Origin of the sequence: Domibacillus sp. A3M-37, from assembly GCF_024213455.1 — a bacterium.
GTDB classification, from domain to species: Bacteria; Bacillota; Bacilli; order Bacillales; family Domibacillaceae; genus Domibacillus; species Domibacillus tundrae.
This window is the reverse complement of the sequence record NZ_JANAVL010000001.1, coordinates 706,818-728,582: the sequence shown is the minus strand read 5'-3', so window position 1 is coordinate 728,582 and position 21,765 is coordinate 706,818. Positions and strand designations below refer to the sequence as shown.

Annotated in this window: 19 protein-coding genes; 14 read left to right on the top strand and 5 right to left on the bottom strand. The window is 44.7% G+C overall.

The genetic code is table 11. The features are described 5' to 3' along the window. Window positions 1-361: 361 nt before the first annotated feature. The 7 genes from mreB (at window position 362) to NLX67_RS03485 (ending at window position 4,916) form a co-directional block, all read left to right on the top strand. Entirely contained in the window at window positions 362-1,366 is a 1,005-nt protein-coding gene (gene mreB / locus NLX67_RS03515) for a rod shape-determining protein (protein WP_254310417.1), read from the top strand. Between the two features lie 140 nt (window positions 1,367-1,506). Beyond that, window positions 1,507-2,307, top strand: a complete 801-nt coding sequence (locus tag NLX67_RS03510) for a flagellar hook-basal body protein (RefSeq protein WP_254310416.1) — start codon at window positions 1,507-1,509, stop codon at window positions 2,305-2,307. Window positions 2,308-2,320: 13 nt separating this feature from the next. Further along, window positions 2,321-3,109, top strand: coding sequence for a flagellar hook-basal body protein (locus tag NLX67_RS03505; protein WP_046179030.1), 789 nt, complete (start codon window positions 2,321-2,323; stop codon window positions 3,107-3,109). Between the two features lie 15 nt (window positions 3,110-3,124). Further along, a complete protein-coding gene (locus NLX67_RS03500) occupies window positions 3,125-3,328 on the top strand; it encodes a DNA-directed RNA polymerase subunit beta (protein ID WP_046179029.1) in 204 nt (67 codons plus the stop codon). A 14-nt stretch (window positions 3,329-3,342) separates the two neighbouring features. Beyond that, the gene (fabZ, locus tag NLX67_RS03495) at window positions 3,343-3,762 is read left to right on the top strand and encodes a 3-hydroxyacyl-ACP dehydratase FabZ (RefSeq protein ID WP_069938535.1); all 420 of its coding nucleotides are present in this window, start codon (window positions 3,343-3,345) and stop codon (window positions 3,760-3,762) included. A 213-nt stretch (window positions 3,763-3,975) separates the two neighbouring features. Further along, window positions 3,976-4,356: a hypothetical protein gene (locus NLX67_RS03490; protein ID WP_254310415.1), complete on the top strand. Its 381-nt coding sequence runs from the start codon at window positions 3,976-3,978 to the stop codon at window positions 4,354-4,356. 155 nt (window positions 4,357-4,511) lie between these two features. After that, window positions 4,512-4,916, top strand: coding sequence for a hypothetical protein (locus NLX67_RS03485; protein WP_256519576.1), 405 nt, complete (start codon window positions 4,512-4,514; stop codon window positions 4,914-4,916). 187 nt (window positions 4,917-5,103) lie between these two features. Here the strand turns inward: NLX67_RS03485 and NLX67_RS03480 are convergent, their stop codons facing one another. Further along, on the bottom strand, window positions 5,104-5,544 hold the full coding sequence (locus tag NLX67_RS03480) for a YwpF-like family protein (RefSeq protein ID WP_254310413.1): 441 nt from the start codon (window positions 5,542-5,544) through the stop codon (window positions 5,104-5,106). A gap of 224 nt (window positions 5,545-5,768) precedes the next feature. Here NLX67_RS03480 and NLX67_RS03475 point away from each other — a divergent pair, with 224 nt between their 5' ends. Beyond that, window positions 5,769-6,146, top strand: coding sequence for a single-stranded DNA-binding protein (locus NLX67_RS03475; RefSeq protein ID WP_046181398.1), 378 nt, complete (start codon window positions 5,769-5,771; stop codon window positions 6,144-6,146). Window positions 6,147-6,363: 217 nt separating this feature from the next. Here the strand turns inward: NLX67_RS03475 and NLX67_RS03470 are convergent, their stop codons facing one another. Both NLX67_RS03470 and NLX67_RS03465 read right to left on the bottom strand, forming a co-directional pair. Then, window positions 6,364-9,111, bottom strand: a complete 2,748-nt coding sequence (locus NLX67_RS03470) for a DEAD/DEAH box helicase (RefSeq protein WP_254310412.1) — start codon at window positions 9,109-9,111, stop codon at window positions 6,364-6,366. Continuing rightward, entirely contained in the window at window positions 9,104-10,405 is a 1,302-nt protein-coding gene (locus tag NLX67_RS03465) for a hypothetical protein (protein WP_254310411.1), read from the bottom strand. The genes NLX67_RS03470 and NLX67_RS03465 overlap by 8 nt, the downstream gene beginning before the upstream one ends. 248 nt (window positions 10,406-10,653) lie before the next feature. Between NLX67_RS03465 and NLX67_RS03460 the strand changes: the two genes are divergently transcribed. Both NLX67_RS03460 and NLX67_RS03455 read left to right on the top strand, forming a co-directional pair. Further along, window positions 10,654-12,069, top strand: a complete 1,416-nt coding sequence (locus NLX67_RS03460) for an N-acetylmuramoyl-L-alanine amidase (protein WP_254310409.1) — start codon at window positions 10,654-10,656, stop codon at window positions 12,067-12,069. A gap of 106 nt (window positions 12,070-12,175) precedes the next feature. Next, the gene (locus NLX67_RS03455) at window positions 12,176-14,098 is read left to right on the top strand and encodes a S8 family peptidase (RefSeq protein WP_254310408.1); all 1,923 of its coding nucleotides are present in this window, start codon (window positions 12,176-12,178) and stop codon (window positions 14,096-14,098) included. Between the two features lie 163 nt (window positions 14,099-14,261). Here NLX67_RS03455 and NLX67_RS03450 read toward each other — a convergent pair whose 3' ends face one another. Then, window positions 14,262-14,441 (bottom strand): hypothetical protein, encoded by a 180-nt coding sequence (locus tag NLX67_RS03450; protein ID WP_254310407.1) that lies wholly within the window; start codon window positions 14,439-14,441, stop codon window positions 14,262-14,264. 613 nt (window positions 14,442-15,054) lie between these two features. Here NLX67_RS03450 and NLX67_RS03445 point away from each other — a divergent pair. Then, entirely contained in the window at window positions 15,055-16,071 is a 1,017-nt protein-coding gene (locus NLX67_RS03445; protein WP_254310406.1) for a C40 family peptidase, read from the top strand. Between the two features lie 107 nt (window positions 16,072-16,178). Beyond that, window positions 16,179-18,113: an S-layer homology domain-containing protein gene (locus tag NLX67_RS03440; RefSeq protein WP_254310405.1), complete on the top strand. Its 1,935-nt coding sequence runs from the start codon at window positions 16,179-16,181 to the stop codon at window positions 18,111-18,113. Window positions 18,114-18,377: 264 nt separating this feature from the next. On the opposite strand, the gene NLX67_RS22720 is transcribed toward NLX67_RS03440, so the two are convergent. Then, a complete protein-coding gene (locus NLX67_RS22720) occupies window positions 18,378-18,500 on the bottom strand; it encodes a hypothetical protein (protein ID WP_256519533.1) in 123 nt (40 codons plus the stop codon). A 199-nt stretch (window positions 18,501-18,699) separates the two neighbouring features. Between NLX67_RS22720 and murJ the strand changes: the two genes are divergently transcribed. Beyond that, the gene (gene murJ, locus NLX67_RS03435; RefSeq protein WP_254310404.1) at window positions 18,700-20,217 is read left to right on the top strand and encodes a murein biosynthesis integral membrane protein MurJ; all 1,518 of its coding nucleotides are present in this window, start codon (window positions 18,700-18,702) and stop codon (window positions 20,215-20,217) included. Continuing rightward, on the top strand, window positions 20,214-21,719 hold the full coding sequence (locus NLX67_RS03430) for a hypothetical protein (RefSeq protein WP_254310403.1): 1,506 nt from the start codon (window positions 20,214-20,216) through the stop codon (window positions 21,717-21,719). The genes murJ and NLX67_RS03430 overlap by 4 nt, the downstream gene beginning before the upstream one ends. The last annotated feature ends 46 nt before the right edge of the window (window positions 21,720-21,765 follow it).

The following is a 21,765-nucleotide window of genomic DNA, read 5'->3' as shown; positions in this document are numbered from 1 at the left end:
GACCTCGAGAGCCTGGCCTCTGGAACTGGATGAAGCAAAAGTGGAAGAGGCCGGTCTAAGGACCAGCACACTGTAATGATCGAATGCTAAGAACGCCGCGTCCTGCGGCAACGCCTTCGTGACCCACGTCGTGTGGTCCCGCGGCAGCGCATTCGTGATCCATATCTTGTGAGCTCGTGGCTTGTTTATGCCCGATAAGCACAAAAGGACGTCTCAAGTTTCCAATGAGCGTCCTTTTTCATGGTTAAAAACGAATATTCACCGTCCATTCTTCCCTGAATATATGGTAAGATAAGTAGTTGGAACATAAAACCTAACATTATATGAAAAATAGATGAAGAAAATTCAGGGGGAATTGAATATGCTATCTAGAGATATCGGGATTGACCTTGGCACGGCCAACGTTTTGATTCATGTAAAAGGACAGGGAATCGTTTTAAATGAACCTTCAGTTGTGGCGCTGGACCGCAGCACGAATAAAGTATTAGCAGTTGGAGAAGAAGCGTATCAAATGGTTGGCCGGACACCGGGAAATATTGTCGCAATCCGGCCGCTTCGTGACGGTGTTATTGCTGATTTTGATGTAACGGAATCGATGCTGAAGCATTTTATTAATAAATTGAATGTAAAAGGATTTTTGTCTAAGCCGCGTATTTTAATTTGCTGCCCGACGCAAATTACAGCGGTAGAACAAAAAGCGATCCGTGAAGCAGCGGAAAAAAGCGGTGGGAAAACCGTTTATCTTGAAGAAGAGCCGAAAGTGGCAGCGGTTGGCGCCGGCATGGACATTTTTGAGCCAAGCGGCAACATGGTGATAGACATTGGCGGTGGAACAACGGATGTAGCCGTTTTGTCACTGGGCGCGATTGTTACGGCTGAATCGATTAAAGTGGCCGGAAATACATTTGATGCGGATATCATGAACTACGTGAAAAAGCAGTACAAATTGTTAATTGGCGAACGGACAGCGGAAGCAATCAAAATGAATGCCGGCACAGTGTATCCGAGTGCGCGGAATGAAGAAATGGAAATTCGCGGGCGTGACATCATGACCGGCTTGCCGCGTATCTTAACGATCACTTCAACAGAAATCGAAGGAGCGCTGCGCGAATCTGTTGCGCAAATTGTACAGGCATCCAAAAAGGTGCTGGAACAAACGCCGCCAGAATTGTCAGCGGATATTATTGACCGCGGTGTTATGCTGACAGGAGGCGGGGCGTTATTACACGGCATTGATCAGTTGCTGGCGGACGAACTGAAAGTGCCGGTTTTCGTCGCGGAGAACCCGATGGATTGTGTGGCGATTGGTACAGGTATTATGCTCGATAGCATGGACCGAATTTCTTCCAGAAAAAGAAAGATATAATACAACAGAGCTGCTTAGCAAAAGCAGCTCTATTTATATTGTCTCATTCTGTGTAATTTTCTTATTATTTTCTGTTAATACATATAGTGCCTATTGTATAATGAAGACGGCGTCTACTGCTTGAAAATGAGGTGAATAAGTTGTTTAAAGGTTTTTACACAGCTGCTTCGGGCATGATTGCGCAGCAGCGGCGCACTGAAATTTTAACAAATAATATGTCAAATGCGAATACACCGGGCTATAAAGCAGACCAAACGAGCGTAAGAGCTTTTCCGGAAATGCTGCTGCAGCGAATCGATGAAACGTCTATACCGGTCGAAAATAAATTAAATTTGCCTTTTGAACCGCAAATTGGTTCTTTAAATACTGGCGTATATTTACAGGAAACAGTTCCTAATTTCCGGCAAGGTGATCTAAGAGAAACAGGTTTGACGACGGATTTAGCACTTCAGGGAGAATCTGTTTTTTTCGCGGTTCAAAATGCGGCTGGTGAACCGCGCTATACGCGGAACGGCAACTTTACACTAGATCTTGAAGGGTATTTGACGACGGCTTCTGGTTTTTATATTCAGGATACAGACGGAGAACGCATTCAATTAACGTCCGATCAATTTGAAGTGGATGGATCGGGCCGAATTACAGAAAACGGTCAGGCTATCGCTCAAATCGGCGTAGCATATGCCCAAAATCCGAATGATTTAATCAAAGAAGGTGACGGACTGTACCGGATCGATGGGGCGGCGCTTCCAAGCGCGTTCGACGCAGATGAAGCCGTCTTTTCAATCCAGCAGTCATTTTTAGAAGGATCAACAACTGATATGGCGCGGACGATGACTGATATGCTTTCGGCGTACCGTTCGTTTGAAGCGAACCAAAAAGTGCTGACAGCATACGATCGAAGCATGGAAAAAGCAGCAAATGAAATCGGACGCGTCACATAAAGGAGAGCGCAGCATGAATAGAACAATGATTAATGCGGTCAATACGCTGTCACAGCTTCAGAAAAAGATGGACGTCACCAGCAACAACGTCGCGAATATAAACACAACTGGATATAAACGAAGTCACGCGACTTTTGCGGATCTCATTCATCAGCAAACTGTCAACATGTACCGTGAAAACGAAGATATGGGAAGGCTGACACCGTATGGTATTCGGCTTGGTACTGGTGCAATGATGGCGCAGGCGCAAACGGTCGGCACACAAGGAAATCTTGAGCAGACAGGCCGGTCACTCGATTTTGGTTTAACGAAGCCGAATCAGTTTTTTAAAGTGCTCGTGCAGGACGAACAAGGCAATAATCGTGTGCATTATACGCGTGATGGCTCTTTTTCCGTTACATCAGCAGGCGGGGGAAATGTTATGCTTGTTACATCAGAAGGTCATACAGTGCTTGATGAAAACAACAATCCGATCGTTATGGCAGAGGATGATATGGAAAAGCAGGCAGCAGGTCTTCTCGGTCTTGTCGAAGTCGACAAACCGCAGTTTTTAGAACGTGCTTCTGCAAGTATGTTTGTACTGCCGGAAAATCCGGCGACAGCCCAAAATCAAATTTTGCGAAATTTAAATGCGGCAGAGCGGCAGGAAGCTGGCATTCAAGCCGGAACGCTTGAAATGTCCAATGTCGATTTTTCAAAAGAAATGAGTGATCTGATGGTCACGCAGCGTTCTTACCAATTTCAATCTAAAGCGATTTCCATCGCAGATCAAATGCTGGGCTTAATTAATGGGGTTAGATAGAGGGGAAGGATACTAGTGGCACATGAACTGAAGCGGAGGAAAGAAACCCGCCTCACCCCCCTCGGCAGATTTATGATCTCATTATTTTTCATTGTCCTGACAGCCATTATTGGCGCGCTGATTGGATACAGCATTATCGGTCAAGGAGACCCGATAGAAGTATTTAAAGCGGACACATGGATTCAATTGTATGATGTAGTCGTAAACAGTCTTTTTTAAAGGTGGGTGTCAACATGGATATTCGTGAAATTAAAGAAACAATCCCACATCGCTATCCGTTTTTGCTTGTGGACCGGATCCTCGAAGCAGAAGATGGCAAGCGTGCGGTCGGAATCAAAAATGTGACTGCTAATGAAGAATTTTTTAACGGTCACTTTCCAGAGTACCCGGTAATGCCGGGGGTTTTAATCGTTGAAGCACTGGCGCAGGTCGGCGCAGTCGCAATGCTTAAAAAAGAAGAAAACAAAGGCCGTCTCGCTTTTTTTGCGGGGATTGACAACTGCCGCTTTAAACGTCAGGTCGTCCCGGGTGATCAGCTTCGCCTTGAAGTCGAAATGACCCGTTTGCGCGGTTCAATTGGGAAAGCGAAAGCAACGGCAACAGTAGATGGCGAACTTGTATGTGAAGCGGATTTAATGTTTGCGCTCGAATAGTACTAATTAATAAGCGATGCTTAAAATAACCATATTTTAAGCATCGCTTATTTTTGCTCAAAACAGGTTATTTATGATGTTTAACATTTCTCTGTCTTTTAAAATAAGGACTTCCAGCCTCTTTTAAAAAAAAACGGTTATTTTGACCAAATACGGGAAACACTAGTGCATGTAAGCAAATAAATTGGAATTAGTGAAAGGAGATTTTTACGAATGAATGCAAAACTTTTAAAACTAATTGGTGGATCAGCACTTGCAGCGATGCTTCTAGCAGGCTGTGGCGGCGGAAATGATGAGCCAGATGAGCCAGCTAACGACCCGGCTGTAGAAGAGGGCAATGATGTAGAGGATAACGTTGATGAGGGTGTCAATGATGCACAGGATGAAGTCAATGAAGGAGTTAATGATGCGCAAGAAGGTGTCAACGATGCACTAGATGAAGGCAACGAGGATACCAATATGGATGGAAATGGTGAAACAGGAGATACGAATACAGATGATGACATGGATCCGGCCACTGATGAAAATACACCGGAAGAAGATGTTGTGGAAGATCAAAAGGATATGGAAGACGCTGATAATAAGGACAGCTAACAAAAAAAGCAACGCGCCGGAAGTTTTAATTCATAACCGGCCGCTGCTTTTTTTGTATATAAAAATTTTGTCACCGGTTCAAAAGTATGATAGAGTATAAGAGTTATTATTTTAGAGAAGTCAATGAGGCTATTTCTAGGAGGTACCTATTGGCAATGTCAATATTAAATGGTTTATCACACGGTATTAAAATTAGTATTACCCGTTCAATTACGATGGCGTTTGAACAATATATGGCGAACATTATGTGGGATGAGGATACGTACAGCCCGTCCGACTTCATGAAAGAATGGCAACGCTACATTCAGCAAAATGCCTCATGGTACAGTGACGTGCCAAGTGATGTAAAAAACGATCCGCGGTTTCATGAAGAGATGGCGGTGAAAATCAATAAAGTGGTTGCGAAAATCTTCTCGGAAGAACCGACAGAAGTGCAAATTGAGACAATTAATGCGCTGCAGGAAAAGCTCGGAACGGACTATGACTTTTCATGTAAGGCGGAAGCGCGTTTTTATATCGATTTTTTGAATGAGTACGAAAAAAAAAAGCCGAAGGGCTAAGTCCTGCAGATGAGCAGGACTTAGCACTGGCTTCACTCATGTACGTTCAAGTGTATGACGCGGAAATGCCGATACAGTCCTACACAAAACAAGATATACACTATATTATTCAATTGCTTCAGCAAACCATTCAAACGGGGCAGGACGGTCTGCGGTCGAGGATTGTCCATTAATCAAACGTTTTCCTTTAACGGAAAACGTTTTTTTCTTTGTCTGGCGTGTTTGGGCGCTTTCGAATTGCTTCGGAAAACACTTCAATCAGCTTTTCACCTTCTAGTCCCTGCTCGATAAGAGAATGAAGCACTTGCTTCGCATACTCGTTTCGTATTTGGCGCAGTTGTGCGTCAAACAGGACGCTCGTGCCCAGTTCAAGCGGCTGAAAAGAACGAATCGCTGCATTGAACATCGCCGGGTCATTTCCACGGTGGGAAATCGCGATGCGTACCGTTAACTGCTTATCTTGTTCAAATGCGCGGACCGCCTGCACGTCTTCTTCATTTAAAAATAATTCAATCAGCCAGGAGCGCTGTTCATCTTCACGATTAATGACCAGTCCATCTTGGAGTGTGATTGGAATCAGCTCTCCGTTTTTCTCGATAAAAAATGCTGCCACTTTAAAGGTTTTCAAGAAACACACGCTCCTCTCATGAAAGCGATTTATAAAAAAGTATATCAATAATTAAGCGAAAAATCATTTTTTGTCCAAAAGAAACTGGATGCAACAGTAGATGGTCTGTTTGTCGATTCCCATTCTTTCGAAAAAAATGGGTAAAAATAAAATAAAGTGAGAATTGTCCGAAAATACCTTTTTCATTTATGCTAAAGTCATTCAAATGGAAGGAGGAGAGCAAGCTGATTAATCAAGTGACGCTTGTTGGCAGGCTGACGAAACATCCGGAAGTAAGGCATACGGCCGATGGAACGCCGCTTTTGCAAACGACGATTGCGGTCAGCAGACCGTACCGGAATGCAAAAGGTGAAACGGACACAGACTTTATTTACTGTACAGTCTGGGGCCGTCTGGCGGAAACAGCAGCGAAGTACAGCGAAAAGGGATCACTTGTTGCAGTGCTGGGCATGATTCAAACGAGAAATTACAAAGATTCGAATGGCAAAACCGTTTATGTAACCGAAGTGCTTGTTCAGACGATTCGTTTTCTGAGCAAAAAACAACAGGAAATGGAAACAAAAGAACTGCCTGGAGTCATTCAGACGGTACCGTTAATTTAGGAGTGAGCTGTATGACGGATCAAGTCGAACGTGTCATTGAAGATGTGATTTTTCAGCTTGGTAAAGCGAAATCAATGATTTATCAACTTGAAGAACGAATTGAGAAATTGGAAAAAGAAAGCCGAAAGTAAAAAAGCAGCCGGCAGGAAAGCGGGCTGCTGGATGATCCTCTTCTATCTTCGTAATGGCGCCAGCCACTGCTCCGCCAAATGCTCCTCTAGCGTGAGGCGGGGCTTTTGTCCAATTTGAACAAATTTAACAGGTCCTGATCATTCATATTAGCAATAAATGCGCCACTTTGAATGATTTCACTGCTCGCCGCTTGCTTCGATTCAATCATCGCGTCAATTTTTTCTTCAATCGTGCCTGTCGTAATAAATTTATGTACATGAACAAACCGACTTTGACCAATTCGATAGGCCCGGTCTGTCGCCTGGTTTTCGACTGCAGGGTTCCACCAGCGGTCATAATGAATAACGTGATTGGCCGCAGTTAAATTCAAGCCGGTACCGCCCGCTTTCAGTGAAAGCAAAAAGAAGGGAAACTCGCCGTTTTGAAACTGCATCACGAGTTTGTCGCGTTCCAGCTTTGGCGTAGAGCCATTTAAAAAGGGAACACGGATGCCGAATTCTTCCGCCAGTTCGCGCTGAATCATTTCGCCCATGCCAATATATTGGGTAAAGATAAGACATGCTTCATTTTGTTCAAAAATATTACCGGCTAGTTCCATCAGTTTATCCATTTTTGATGCACGACTCCGCACATCAACCGGTTTTTTTTCTTTTAAATAGAGAGCCGGATGGCTGCATAGCTGCTTTAACTCATTTAAAAGCCGGAGAATGAGGCCGCGCCGTTCAAAAGCGGATAATTGTCCAATCTGCTCCATTGTTTCGCGGACGGTTTGCTCATATAAAACGGCCTGTTCTTTAGAAAGAGGGCAATATTCTTTTTGTTCAACTTTATCTGGCAGTCCAAGTGCCGCTTCCGGATCGGTTTTCGTCCGGCGTAATAAAAATGGCCGGATCTTTGCCTGCAAAGCGGTAACACGTTCGGCATCATGATCTTTTTCAATCGGCGCCATATACGTTTTTTGAAATTGAGTAAGCGAGCCGAGCCAGCCGCGGTTCGTGAAGTCAAATATCGTCCATAGCTCGGACAGGCGGTTTTCCATCGGTGTGCCGGTGAGTGCGACCGCATGGCGGCTGTTTAGTTTTCGGACAGCACGTGATTGCTTCGTGCCTGCATTTTTTATGTTTTGCGCTTCATCCAAAGCGGCTGTACTCCATTCCACTTTTTGGAGCGTTTCAAAATCAGAGTGAACGAGTCCATAGGTCGTCAGCACGACATCCGCATGCGAAATTTCTTCTAAAAAAGCTTCATCCCGCGGACGGTCTTTTCCATAATAAAGCATAACGGACAAGTCTGGCGCAAAGAAGGCGAGTTCACGCTGCCAGTTGCCAAGCACAGACGTTGGACAGATAATGAGCGCCGGTGTTTCCGGACGTTCATTTTTTTTGACATGCAGCAAGTACGAAATAAGCTGCACTGTTTTCCCGAGCCCCATATCATCGGCAAGACATGCTCCGAAGCCGCATTCCCGTAAAAACAGCAGCCAGCTCATGCCAGCGAGCTGATACGGGCGCAGTTCGCCGTGAAGTTTATCCGGCGGAGCAAGAAGCGGAATATCCGCGCCGCTTTTCAGCCGGTCGATCATTGCTTGAAGAGAGCGGTTCAGCCGGATGTGCACGCGAGCGGCATCGTCCGGATCCGCAAATTCCTGATTGAGCACATCTACAACAGTTAGGCCTTCCTGCTTTGCTTTTTCCATGAGCGCTTTAATTTTTCCGATCACTTCTGGATCAAGGTGCACCCAGCGGCCGTTTGCTTTTACAAGACGAGAACCAGCTCCAGCAAGCGATAAAAATTCTTCTTCTGTCATTTCCGCTCCGCCAAGCGCTACTTTAAAATCAAAGTCCAAAATAGCATTCATGCCGACAAACGACTGTTTGTTCCCATCCCGGACATCTGCTGCGATCGATACAGCCGCTGAACGGACTGATTCCCACCAGGGAGGAAGCAGCACGGGAATGCCAAGTGCTGTTAATTTTTCTCCGCGATCCGTTAAAAAGGCAATCGCTTCTTCTTCAGACAAGAAACGCTTTAATTCCCCATGATCATCAAGCTCAGGGAACAGACGGAGCCAGCGGTTGATTTCTTCCTGCGCACCAGTCACGAACGGCTCTGCCGATTTTGGCAGTTTTTTCTTTAATTCATACACTTTTTCAGCCGGCTTGCTGCGCAGCAAAATCGGTTCAAGTGTCCAGCTTTCATCTTCCGCCTGAGGTTCTGACAAACGCAGACCTGCTTCATAGGCATCGGGTTCGCCAGCAGAAAGATAAGCTTGAAGCCGTTCTGGGTCAAAATACCGATTTAATTCATCCGCTGTTAATCTGGCGCCGATCGAGTCCATGACTGCGGTCATATTCGGGTGCGCTTCTGCTGCAATCAATGGAAAAATCCGTTCCACAAACAACAGGCGGCTTTCGCCAAAAATCAATTCCTGCCAAAATGCATCTGCGAATTCATCATGTACACCTTCTGGTACTGTCCATTGAATGCCCTCTTCTATAAAGGCAGGCATTGCCTCAAAGACGGCTTCATACAGCACCGGTGCGCAAGCAAGACTAAAGTGGCCGGCTTCATCCCACTCAAAGCGGGCAAAACGGTTAAAGTGTTCCGCTTTAAAGAGCGATGCCCATTCAAATGGTGTCAGCCGGACAGCGGGCTTGCTGTCCAGTTCGCTGATTGTTAATTTCGTTCCATAAAAGCTTTCCGCGTGGCCGCCGAATAAAAGGCGCGTCCACGAATCAAAAGACAATGGCGCACCATCTGCATCCATTGCCCGTAAATAGAAAAATCCATGTTCAAATTGTGTGACAAGATGAATCATTCCGAGATTAATCATCCAGCAGTCCGCCTTTTCTGCATTCTTCCTGAAACGCACGAAGCCGCTTTGTCTCGCCGAGTTTCCAGTCGAGCCAGCGGTCAAATTCGTCCGTTCGTTTTATTTTTTTATAAATGGTTCGCATTCGCTTGATAAACCGGACCGCTTTTTTATAAGATGTCCGGTTTCTTTCCGCAATGAGTGACGCAGTGCCATGGTGAAGAAGCGGCAGCGCGAGCTCGGGCGCATCCTTTATAGCACTTTTTAAGCCGGCACGGTCAAGGTCGGTTAAATCTGCATCGACAAGCATCTGCAAATCGACCCATTCCGCGTAGTCGCCTCGGCCGATCAGAAAATAGCTGAGAGACACATAACTGAACGGCAAAAGCGATGTATACAGCTCCTTCACGAGCAAAGGAGCGCGTTCAGACACGTCATCTTCGTCGACGAGCCGAATCAGCTGCCGAACGAACATGCGCCGGCTATATTCATTTTCAATTGTTAAAATACCATCGCGGGCAATTGACGCAGCAGAACGAAGCACATGCACAAAGCGCCCAGATCGTTTTGAATCCTGCAGCCAGTGAAGAAAGTATGGAAATAAGTCCACCGGTGCGGCAGAGGCTTTTGCTGCAAACTGATCCATTTCACCCAGTAAATAAAGCTGGTGTAAAAAAGCCGCATGCTGCACAGTGCTGCTGCCGGCTGCGAGTGTAATTCGTTCCAGTTCCGCCAAGCGCCATTCCGTTCTTGTAAAAAGTGAATCCCATAATAGACGGTATACATCAAGGCGAGCTGCCGGGAATCGCTCAAATGGAAACCCGAGCAATCGTCCTGCATCCGTCCGTAACTGTTCAATATATGATTCAAACGCAAACGGCGTCGCGCTGCCTGTCATTTTCGCGGCATCATACGCTTCATCCGAAAAGTAAAATAGTACATCATAAGCCGCACGCTCTGCTGTTTCCGGGGCTAAAGCCGCTTCATCCAGCTGTTCTGCCAGAGCAGAAAATGAATAAAAAGCCGTAAACAAGCGGAAGAGAAGGGACCATTCCCGATCAGAGGGTGCCTTTTTGAGAATCGCCTGGTACAACTCCTTCGCCACATATTCCGTCTGGTACGGCTCGTCTTGAATTTTTTCGGCTGAAAGGCGGCTTCGAAAAGCAGACAGCACGAATTCTTTCCAGTCGTTAGCGGACTTCCCGGCAGAGAGAGCCGGCTTCAAGTCAGACGCCCGCATAACGCCCGGAATGGAAAACAAATCCGCCCGCCCTAAAGAAGATGAATCAGTAAACAGCGTTTTCGCCTTCGTCAAAATAGATGGCACCCTTTCGATTCTATAAGATTTCTCCATTATAGCATGAAACAGCCCCTTTTATGCAACAAAAAAGAACATTTGTTCTATTGTTTCTTCGTAGTGACAACTGTTACAGAAAAATTACATTTTTAGGGGGAATCTAATAAAATAGCAGTTTTTTTGTTAAATATTAAAAAAGAAAGGTTTTTAGATTACATTTTATATGCTAGACTTAGGTGGTAAATTTTAAGAAAGGAGGCAGAAAAGTGAAAAGAGGTTTTTTCTTTGTCGTATTGGCGTTTATTTTGACGGTTCCTCTATTTGGTTTTGGACAGAATGCCAGCGCAGCAGGCTTCGTGGATGTTCCGTACCGGGCATCGAAAGAAGTGAACTATCTGGCGGAAGGAGGGATTGCCAACGGGTCTTCAGCGACGATTTTTGGTTCGGATAAAACTGTGACACGAGCAGAAGCAGCCGCTTTTATCGGTCGTGCGCTTCAGCTTGACGGAACGAAACGGACAACAAAATTTGTCGATGTAGGTTCAGGCAATTTCGCTTCAGGCTACATACAGTCTGCTGTAGAAAAAGGCGTTCTTTCCGGATATGATGGCGGACGGTTTTTACCATATAAAGAAGTATCCCGCGGGGAAATGGCTGTCATGCTGTCAAAAGCCTTTGGCTATTCATTCGGCGGCACATTATCCGGCGCAGCAAAAGCGTTAACATCACGCGGCATTGCAAACGGTGTAGCAGACGGTTCATTCGGTTCGGATCAAATGATCAAACGGGCGGACTTTGCAGTTTTCCTTGCCCGGGCAATTGCACCGACATTCCGTACGATTCAAACAGATGAATTTAAAACGACGATGTGGAGTAATACAGGCGACCTTAATGTTCGTTCGGGCCCATCCACAGCATATGCATCAAAAGGCAAAATTGCCAAAGATGCACGCGTAGCAGCCGCTCATTCAGTTGGCAGCTGGACGTATATCCGCTCTGGCACAACAATTGGTTTTGTTAACTCATCCTACTTGCGCAGCACAGAAACAGTCAGTGCAACAAAGCCGCCGGTCTCCACAGCAGATCCGCGTCTGACAAACCAGACAATTATTCTTGACCCTGGTCATGGGGGCAGCGATCCAGGTGCGAGCGGCTTTGGCTTGCAAGAAAAGAGCGTTGTGCTTAAAACAGGATTGAAAGTAAACAACTTGTTAAAGCAGACGCCTTTTAATGTGAAAATGACACGTTCAACAGACACATTTATTACATTGGCGGATCGTGCCGCTTTTGCAAAGCGCAATAATGGAAATGTTTTTGTCAGCATTCATGCCAATGCAGCTTCCGCAAGTGCATCGGGGACTGAAACATTTTATTCGGCTGCAGCAAACAGCCAAAATGCGGCAGACAGCAAGCTGCTTGCAGCGAAGATTCAAGATCGTATGATTGCAGCATGGGATTTGAAGGATCGTGGCGTTAAACAAGCTGGCTATTATGTGCTGAAAAACAACACAGTACCATCTGCATTGCTTGAACTCGGCTTTATTACCAATAAAGGCGATAATGATAAATTGAAATCAGATTACTGGCTGAATTCAATGTCAAAAGCAATCTATTACGGTATTTTGGACTATTATAAAGCAAAAGGCTATGATGTAAACTCGCTTTATAACGTTGCAAAATAGGTCAATATATAAATAGAATATTCAATACATGCCGTGTACAATAAAGAGGGGACCCCAAACAGGGCCTCTCTTATTTTTTTAGTCAGAAGAAAGAGGTGACCGACATATGAATGCTGCCAAACTTTTCACATTATTTTTCATAGCTATTTTTCTTTTCTTCTATACTCCGTCGTCGTCAGAAGCAAATACAGCGGACGGCAGACAGGCGGTAATTATGTTTGAAAAGAGAGTCGACAGCGAACTGCTGGAACAATATTCGGAATCGATCGACTACATATTTCAAGAAATTCCGGCTGCGTCCATCACAATAACAGATACGCAGAAAAAAGCGCTTCAAATGGCACCGGATGTTGAATCCATTGCGTATGATACGCCAGTCCAGTCATCTGCACAGACGATTCCTTACGGCTATGAAAAAGTCGGGATGAAAAATTTGTTGCCGGCTTCATTAAGCGGTGCAGGTGTGAAAATTGGTGTTTTAGATTCGGGTATCGATTCACGGCATCCAGACTTACAAAAACGTGTCGTAGGTGGAATTTGTTTAATGACAATTGTTGATCCTGCCGGCTGCCCGAATTCATACAACGACGATTCGGGACACGGCACACATGTTGCTGGTATTATTGCAGCAAACAATAATACATTCGGTACCGTTGGAGTGGCGCCATCCTCAAGCCTGTATGCCATTAAAGTGCTGAATGAATTAGGCTATGGAACAACCAGTACGATGATTGCAGGTGTGGAATGGGCAATGCGGCAAAAAGTCGATATCTTAAATGTCAGCATTACAACGCCTATTTACGAAACAGCGCTTGAAACGATTATGAAAAAAGCATATGATTCCGGCATTTTAATTGTAGGCGCTGCAGGAAACACAGGTCCTCCAGTTTCAGGAAGTGACTCTTCCGTTGAGTATCCGGCAAAGTTTGACAGCGTCATTGCGGTTTCATCTATTGACCAAAATGACAAAATTGATCCGCTTTCTTCTCTTGGGAAAGAAGTAGAATTAACAGCACCGGGTGTAAAAGTATACAGCACATATCCGGATTCCGATTATACGACATCAAGCGGCACGTCAATGGCTGCGCCTTACGTTTCGGGAATCGCGGCATTGTATAAGGAAAAATACCCGGAAATGACGAACGTTCAAATTCGTGCTCTTTTGCAAAAAAACGCAAAAGATTTAGGTGCAGCAGGACGGGACAGTTACTTCGGATACGGGCTCGTTCAAGTAGATAAAAATCCAATTAATCATGGAATCGAACTTCCTTATACAACCGATAATAAAGGAAAACTGACGGTGGACACAAGCGATCTTACAGACAGGTTCGGTGCGTATAACGTATATCGCGGTGACACATTAATTGGCAAAAGTGAAACAGCTGACGAATGGACAGACTATGCATCAGCCGGAACGGTCGCCTATTATTTTCACCCGGTTGTAAATGGCGTAGAAGATGAAGTGTTGTTCACAACATTAAAAGCGACAACCACTGCACCAAAAATAAGTGACTTGCGTTCAACGAAATGGTACGACCGTTACATAACGTACCTGTATCATGAGGCGGTTATGACTGGATTTGAGGATGGAACGATTCGTCCGGAAACGAATATTACACGCGGAGAAGCAGCGATTTTAATTGGGCAATCACTCGGGTTGAATGGCACACAGCGTGCAACAACCTTTAAAGATGTAACCGTAAACGTAAGCTCTTCCGGCTATATTCAAAGTTTAGCAGATGCCGGCATTACGAATGGATTCGGAGATGGAACGTTCCGGCCGGCCCAACTTGTGACACGCGCAGAGATGGCGATTTTAATTTCAAAAGCCTATCAGATTGAAACAGCCGCAAAAAGCGAACTGAAAGATATTACAGCAAACATTGCTGGCTATGAATATATAAACGGAGTTACAGCAGCGGGTATTGCCGGCGGATATGAAGATGGAACATTCCGTCCGCATACGCATATGAACAGAGCACAATTTGCCACATTCCTGGCACGAGTATTGAACAAAGAATTAAGATAAATAGAAAAAGGCGTCAGCGGATCATTTTCGCTGACGCCTCAGACTGTCGACAAAGTCGTCAGTCTTTTTTTGAAGGGGCCGATAGGTGAAGCAAAAAGGACTCCGCTTTCCGCGGGCAGTGCATGAGCCTCCTCGTCGCTCCCGCTCCTGCGGGGTCTCACGTTCACCGCTGTTCCCGCAGGAGTCTGCGCCCTTTTTGCTTCACCCCGTTTTTTGGAAGAGCAGCGAACTTTCGTGCCGTTTTTTGGCTGGCTTTTATTCGCGAAAAACGAGTGGGCATCGTAACGGTCCCGCTTCGGCGCTGCCGACAGCGGAGTATGTTCGCATGAACCGGCTCTTTCATGCGCTGCTCTTATAGAAACAGCGGCGGCGGGCTCGCGATGAAGACTCCTGCGGGACCCTGCGGGACTAGCTGGCCAGGTGAGATCGGTAGAGGAGCGTAGCGACGGAAACGAGCTCAGCGCCTGCCCGCGGAACGCGAAGTCGCGAGCCCGCCGCATGTCGGCTCCAATCAGAACGCCATAAACCGCCATAACCAAAGAACAAGGGTGTATAAGAAAAAACAGATGTGCGGACAAAAAGTTTTATTTGTCTACACTCTGAGGCGTCAGCGAGGTCATTCCAGCTGACATCTTTTTCATTAACTAGAATTTTCAGTTTTATTTCATAAAGATGTCAATATTACATGAATGTAGAAATTGAAAGAAAAAAACGTTTCCTATAAGCGATAAATAACAATTTTTGGATTAAAATCAAATATAATCCCTACTCTATCAATGTTGTGGATGGATATTAGAATGTAATAGAAACGTAACCTAATTTTGGGTTTAAATTTGATACACTTACATAAGTGAGAAAAAGAGAGGCTTGCAGGATGCAGGTCACGAAGGCGTTTCCGCAGGACGCGGTGCAAGTTAGCCTTTGGTCTTTAGAGACAAAGAGAAACTGGGAGGTTTATGGTGAACAGTTGTAAAAAAGCAATAACAGCTTTAATTGCTGCAGTCATGCTTTTGACTCTGTCCCCGCTAACATCGTTAAAAACGGAAGCGGCGTCTGTCGGAGAATCGATCGTGACTTATGGCAAAAAGTTTATGGGTGTCCCTTACGTCTTTGGTGGAACAACACCACACGGATTTGATTGTTCCGGATTCACACAATATATTTATAAAAATGCAGCGAACGTTTCACTGCCAAGAACAGCAGAACAGCAGTATAAAGTCGGCACAGCCGTTTCAAAAAGCAGCTTGCAGCCAGGGGATCTTGTTTTCTTCGCCAATACATATAAAGCAGGCATTTCGCATGTAGGTGTATATGCTGGTGGAAATATGGTGTTAAACGCAACTTCGAGTGAGGGTATTGCGCTTGTCTCCCTTAACAACTCTTACTGGGGACCGAAATACGCAGGCTCGAAACGCGTTGTAAAAGAGCCCGTTGTACCTGATTGGTTCACAGACGTAGCAAAATCAGAAACAACATACGCAGCAATTAAAACACTAACAGATAAAGAAGTTATTAATGGTTTTGATGATTATACATTCCGTCCGGAAGCAAAAGTGACACGCGGACAGGCAGCAGCGATTTTAAATCGTGTACTCGGATTGAAACCGGAAGTCATGAGTCACTTTAAAGATGTACCAAAGTCTTATCGTTTTGCTTATGATATTGCAGCGATTCGTGAAGCAGGCATCATCAACGGATTTGACGATAAAACGTTCCGTCCAGAAGAAGAAATGACGCGTAACGAAATGGCATCCATCATGCAGCGTGCATTTGAATTGAAAATGTCACAAACCGCTGCTGCAAGTGTTGGATACTCTGATATTCGTGCAGATCACTGGGCGTATGAAGGTATTGTGACAATGGCATCGATTGATAAAACAGGCCTTTTCAAAGGCGGAAAGTTCTATGGAACACACAACGCAACACGCGAAGCATTTACAGTGGCAATCTACAACGCTATGAATGCTCAATAAGAAGAAAAGAATCAGTCCCGGACCCTTACCCCGGGGCTGTTTTTTCTATATACTAGAAATAGTTCCAAATGCAGGCCACCAACAATTGAAGGGAGTTTCAATCTAGGATGAAAAAAGCAGTTTCAATCGTGATGGCGCTTGTTTTATTATTCCCACTTCTGCCATCGCTAAACAACACCGTACATGCCATGGACGATGTAACAGGCATCACACTCGAAAAAGAGCTTCGCGCGATCATTGCCGCTGGTGTGATGAGCGGATATGAAGACGGTACATACAAGCCTGGAAATAGTGTAACACGTGAAGAGTTCGCGACATTTTTGGCGCGTGCGCTTGAATTGCCGGAGGGACCGGCCGTGTTTAAGGATGTCTCGTCATCTAGCAAACTCGCTCCATATGTTAATGCTGCCGCGGCAGCAGGCATCGTGAACGGCGGTTCGAATGGCAACTTCTCACCGAAACAGACAATTATCCGAAAAGATATGGCGCTTATGATTAATAATGCCCTTCATTATTTAGGAAAAGAAGCGGCTTATATCGCCCCTGTTTTTACTGATATTGAAGGGGTTAGTTCGGCGCACCGTATTGCCATTGGCAAAAGCGTCAATCTCGGTATTATTTCCGGGTACACAGATGGGCGATTTGGTCCGGATGACAACGCTCGTCGTGACCAGGCAGCCGCTTTTATTTACCGCCTGCTGGAAGGGGATCTGCCGGAACCACCGGTCAAACCGTATCAAGCAGCCAATGTGGATAGTGAAGGCAGTGTGACGCTTTCACCGGTGCAATATGAATCATTTGAGCTAGCAAAACAGGCCATGACGAAAAGCGGTGCAGAGCTTTTGACAAAAGACGGAAAAATTGTTTATATGAAGGATTACGCAGGTATTGTCTTTGCAAAGCCTTTAAGCAATAATGCAACTGTTGATCTTTATATGGACGAAGCACTGAAAAATGCAAAAACGTACGTAACTGCTTCTGCAACTGGGAGCAGCGGTATTCCAACTGAACTACAGTACATTACGTCAACAGATTCTTATGTGAAAGTCTATCTCGGTGGAGATTATTATTATATGAAACAAGCAGACGCACTTCTTGTTCCGTTTGAAGGGGCAGAAGGACGAAGCTATTACTCTGTTTCAAACGAGCTGCTTGTTCACCATATTTATAATGTTGATACCAATCAGATGGCCTCATACACAGCAGGACCTGCCCCGTCATTTATGCGTGCAGGTTCCAAGTATTACAGCTGGGATGGCTATTCGTTTTATAATGCCAATGGGCAGCAAGTTGGCCGAGAATATCAATACTTTCAATTTTTATCCGGCCGTGTGAAAACGGGCTACACAGCAGCAGAGCTTGATAACTACATTAAAAATGTACTGGCTGAGCGCCAGGCTGCGTATCCGTCAAAGTATTCAAATGCTACGACAAAAAGTAAATTACTAGGCTTGGGTACGATCGCGAAAAAAGTAGAAAGCCAGTTTAATGTAAGTGCGCTGTTGATTGTTAGTATGGCTATTCATGAAAGTGACTATGGCGTGAGTCCCAAAGCACAGTATTTAAACAACTTATTTGGGATTGGTGTGTTTGATAGTAAGACAAATACGGGGACGACATTTGCTTCTGTAGAGGAAGGTGTCACGACTTTAGCCAAGCAGTATATAAGTGAAGGGTATTTTCTGCCAAACCATTGGCGCTCTAACGGTTCGGTCCCGGGAAATAAATCAAATGGCATGAATGTAAAATATGCTTCTGATCCAAACTGGGGAGCGAAACTCGCGGGACATATGTACACGGTCGATCAAGGGCTTGGCGGCAAGGACTTTGCTAAGCAATACACACTGGGCTTCACAAGCACAACTGATTTAAACGTTCGCACGAGTCCAAACGGCAGCCCTTTATACACGTATTCATTAAGCAGAATGCCTGTTACAATCTTGAAAGACGGAGAATGGGCACAAGTGGTATCAGACGTTCAGACACAGGCGGAAGGCTATATTTATAGTCAATATATTAATAAACTGCTAATTGCGAAGTAAAAACAAAGGCTCGATATAGTTGAAAGACCGGATTTTTTGATAAATGACCGAAATAGGCCTAGGAATGGACGGATTTTTTTAAATGGACCGGATTGTAGAGCGCTACGGCCGGAAAAAAGAAAATCCGGTCATTGCGCGCCCTATTCCGGTCTATTTCCCGTTTTTTCGGCCGATTCCAGCATTTATCTTTATAACAAAAAAGAGGCCATCCTACAAATGTCAGTTATTCCTGACTTATAGGACAGCCTCTTTCATTTATTCAAATTATTTAGATGAGGGCATCCAGTAAGACTCAATACCTGTAAATGAATCCGTCAAATTGTATGCAACCTCTTTATCAGCATCGCCATTGGCTAAGAATCCGTAAAAGAAATTGAAAATATTCATTTAAAAAACTCCTTTCAAAATGAAGATGTATTTTTAATGTATCTTTAATATAAAACATAAAAGAAAAAGAATGTGTGATTTTGTCAGCTTATCTTACAGTGTTTCTTTTGGACTCTTTCTGACGGATTCTCGCATGAAGGAGGCAAATAAGGTAAGATAAACAGGGGAATTTAAATAAAAACTGGGGTGTACGACAACTATGTCTTTGAAAAAAACAGCGCTGTGGCTCGCCATATTTGCACTTATCGTTAAATTATCTGGCTTTGTCCGGGAAAGCATTATGGCGTATAAGTTCGGCGTCAGCAGCGAGACCGATGGCTATTTACTTGCTTTTTCATTTATTACATTGGCTATTGCAATGATAGCCGGAGGCTTTAATAACGTCTTTTTGCCGCTTTATGTGAAGAACAGGCAGAACGATCCGGAGCGGACCGACCGGACAGCCAGTGCCATTATGAATGTCACGTTTCTTCTATTTATATTAATCTCTCTTTCGGGTTATTTATTTGCGCCTTGGTTCGTCCCGATTATTTACGGAAATATGACAGATGCAACGGCGGAGACCGCTATTTCTATTACGCGATTTTTCTTCGTATTTATGTCGTTCATCGCATTAACGAGTATTTTAGATTCATATTTGCAAGGGCGGCGCATTTTTGTCCCATCCCAAGTCGCCAAACTTTTGCAAACCCTTTTTGGTGTATCATTTGCGCTTCTTTTTTCTGAGCAGTGGGGCATTGCGAGTCTCGCTTACGGGTTTATTGTCGGAACGATTTTCGGTATTTTTGTGCAGTTTTTTTACTTGTTTAAAACGGATTACCGGTGGAAGCCGGTCTTGTCTGGTGATAAAGAATTTCAGCATTCGTTTCTTATTTTGCTTGCTCCGGCGATTCTCAGCTCGGTTGTCGGGCAAATTAATGTGTTCGTTAATAAAGGATTTGCATCCGGTATTGGGGAAGGACCAGTTACGTATTTAAATAATGCGCAGCTGCTGTCATCCATTCCACATACAATTTATGCGACAACGATTGCGGTTATTATTTTTACACTGCTTGCAGAACAAATCACCGACCGGCCGCGTTTTCAAAATACATTTTTCAGCGGCATGCAAATTTCTTTGCTCACACTCGCTCCTATTGCAGCTGGACTTTGGATTGTCGGTGAAGAAGTGCTGTCATTTATTTTTGAACGCGGGAAATTCACCGCCGAAGATACGCATAATACGTATGTCGCACTCGTTTTTTATTTGCCAACAATCGTGACGCAGGGGATGCAGTATATTGTCGCAAAAGCACTGTATGCACAAGGGAAAACAAAAACTGTTTTTCGGATCAGCGTGTTTACCATTGCGATCAACGTACTGCTTAACTGGCTGTTTATCGGACCATTCAGCTATCCGGGCTTAGCGCTCACAACGTCCATTGTCTCCCTTTATTATTTAACAGCGTGTACGATTTTTGTTTACAAAGATTTTGACAAATCAGAACCTGCTCGATTGGTCGGGCTGCTGCTCCGGACCGCCATTGTAACGGCGTTTATGGCAGTGCCGCTTTATTTTATGCGTCCGTTTGTTGAAGAGCTGTATTCGCTTTGGCAGCTGGCGGTTCTTGTCCCGACTGGTGTCGTGCTTTATGTAATCGGCTTGTTTCTTTTTTACAAGGAAGGGTTTCGCAAGCTGCAAAGCATCGTGAAACGCAACAAAGGAGCATTATCGTGAAAAAAGCCTTCCTCCTTCTGTTTTTGACGATGGTGATGGCAGGCTGTACAGCGGGCAGTGAGGCGGAGCCGGCAGCGAACGCGACGGAAATCTCGCTAGGCAGCCGGATCCTTCTTTTAGAAGCAGAAGGTCTTGGTTTGAAGCGTGAATTTCAACCTGACGGGCTTGATTCTCTGTATAAAGACACGGTATACGAACTTGACGCTGGTTCAGCGAATGTGACCGTTAATGTGCGGAAGCTGAACAACGGCGACCGGTTTGTGATGATGCGCCTTGAGGGAAAAGGAACACTCAAAGGTACCGTTGCAATGGAGGATGCAGATGATTATTATGTGATTGACTGGGCGAAAGACATGCCGGAGCGAGATCACAATAAAGTAACAGGTATTGATCCAACAAAACCGCCTGTCGGATTATTCCGCTACACAAAAAATCATCAATTTATGAATGAAATCGTCATGAGCCATTCGTTTACATCAAAAACACTCACTGAATTGTATGGAAGCGGGCGGGAAAGTACGATTCGAGAATTGCTCGCTGAAAATGATACAGTTACCCATACACAAAAAGGTGTTGAGTTTGAGTTAACGTCTGAACGTGATCAAATGACAGAGCAATGGTTTTTACTGGCTGAAAAGCCGCTTTTCAATGAGACGAATCACTTGAATGAGTGGATTACCTTTCAAAAAGAAAACTATAAAGAAGTAAACAACTGGTTTACAGTCGATGGTCCGATGAAAAAGCTTCCGTGGTCAGTCGAGCCGTTTACAAAAGACGGCTACGGCCGCTATCTCGGCACAATGATTGAAAAAGAAGCGGTTGATCGTTTCTTCAAGTATCAAGACCGTTATTTTTATAATTTAACTGTACAATCTGCTGCTAATTTATGGGTATATCGCGAGTCCCGCGAAGACGTTATTTGGAAAACGGAATTTACAAGTACGTGGCTGAAGCAAAAATATGACATTACCGCGCCGTACGTTGATACGCGCCATAACGAGCTCATTGCGCTTTATTTGCACCGGATTGGAAAAGAACTCGGAGTACCGGAGCTGGAGGCGGCACTCATTGAGTACAGCGATTATCTGCTGAATTTAATCAGTATTGACAATATCGTCCCGGCCGAAAACGGTTATTACCCGGCTGATTATTATTCGCCGCAGCAAGGCAAGCAGTTTATTCACGCGTCGCTGAACCACGCGCTTGGCGAAGCGAATATGTTTATCAAAGCATATAACGAAACGAAAAATAAAAAGTATTTGTTTGCCGCACGCGACATTCGCCAGGCCGTTGAATCAACTGGCGATAAATGGATCCGGCCAAATGGCGACCTTTGGTACCAGATTAACCGTGATGGTTCATTTGATGGCGGTGACTACGAATTATTGACGCTTTACGACCTGCGCCGCCACGAAAAAAGCTGGAAAGAACTAGGTGGGAACCCGAGTCCTATTTTGCAGAAATTGATTGAAAGTAAAGAACAGTATTTAAATTCAAAATAACTTTCGCTATAATGCTTAATTAAGGGGAAAAAAAGAAAGGGTGGAA

What these genes read in the sequence shown, in the direction of transcription:
- mreB (WP_254310417.1), top strand. Translation starts at nt 362, where the DNA reads ATGCTATCTAGAGATATCGGGATTGACCTTGGCACGGCCAACGTTTTG.
- NLX67_RS03505 (WP_046179030.1), top strand. Translation starts at nt 2,321, where the DNA reads ATGAATAGAACAATGATTAATGCGGTCAATACGCTGTCACAGCTTCAG.
- fabZ (WP_069938535.1), top strand. Translation starts at nt 3,343, where the DNA reads ATGGATATTCGTGAAATTAAAGAAACAATCCCACATCGCTATCCGTTT.
- NLX67_RS03490 (WP_254310415.1), top strand. Translation starts at nt 3,976, where the DNA reads ATGAATGCAAAACTTTTAAAACTAATTGGTGGATCAGCACTTGCAGCG.
- NLX67_RS03485 (WP_256519576.1), top strand. Translation starts at nt 4,512, where the DNA reads ATGTCAATATTAAATGGTTTATCACACGGTATTAAAATTAGTATTACC.
- NLX67_RS03470 (WP_254310412.1), bottom strand. Translation starts at nt 9,111, where the DNA reads ATGATTAATCTCGGAATGATTCATCTTGTCACACAATTTGAACATGGA.
- NLX67_RS03455 (WP_254310408.1), top strand. Translation starts at nt 12,176, where the DNA reads ATGAATGCTGCCAAACTTTTCACATTATTTTTCATAGCTATTTTTCTT.
- NLX67_RS03450 (WP_254310407.1), bottom strand. Translation starts at nt 14,441, where the DNA reads ATGAAAGAGCCGGTTCATGCGAACATACTCCGCTGTCGGCAGCGCCGA.
- NLX67_RS03445 (WP_254310406.1), top strand. Translation starts at nt 15,055, where the DNA reads ATGGTGAACAGTTGTAAAAAAGCAATAACAGCTTTAATTGCTGCAGTC.
- NLX67_RS03440 (WP_254310405.1), top strand. Translation starts at nt 16,179, where the DNA reads ATGAAAAAAGCAGTTTCAATCGTGATGGCGCTTGTTTTATTATTCCCA.
- NLX67_RS22720 (WP_256519533.1), bottom strand. Translation starts at nt 18,500, where the DNA reads ATGAATATTTTCAATTTCTTTTACGGATTCTTAGCCAATGGCGATGCT.
- murJ (WP_254310404.1), top strand. Translation starts at nt 18,700, where the DNA reads ATGTCTTTGAAAAAAACAGCGCTGTGGCTCGCCATATTTGCACTTATC.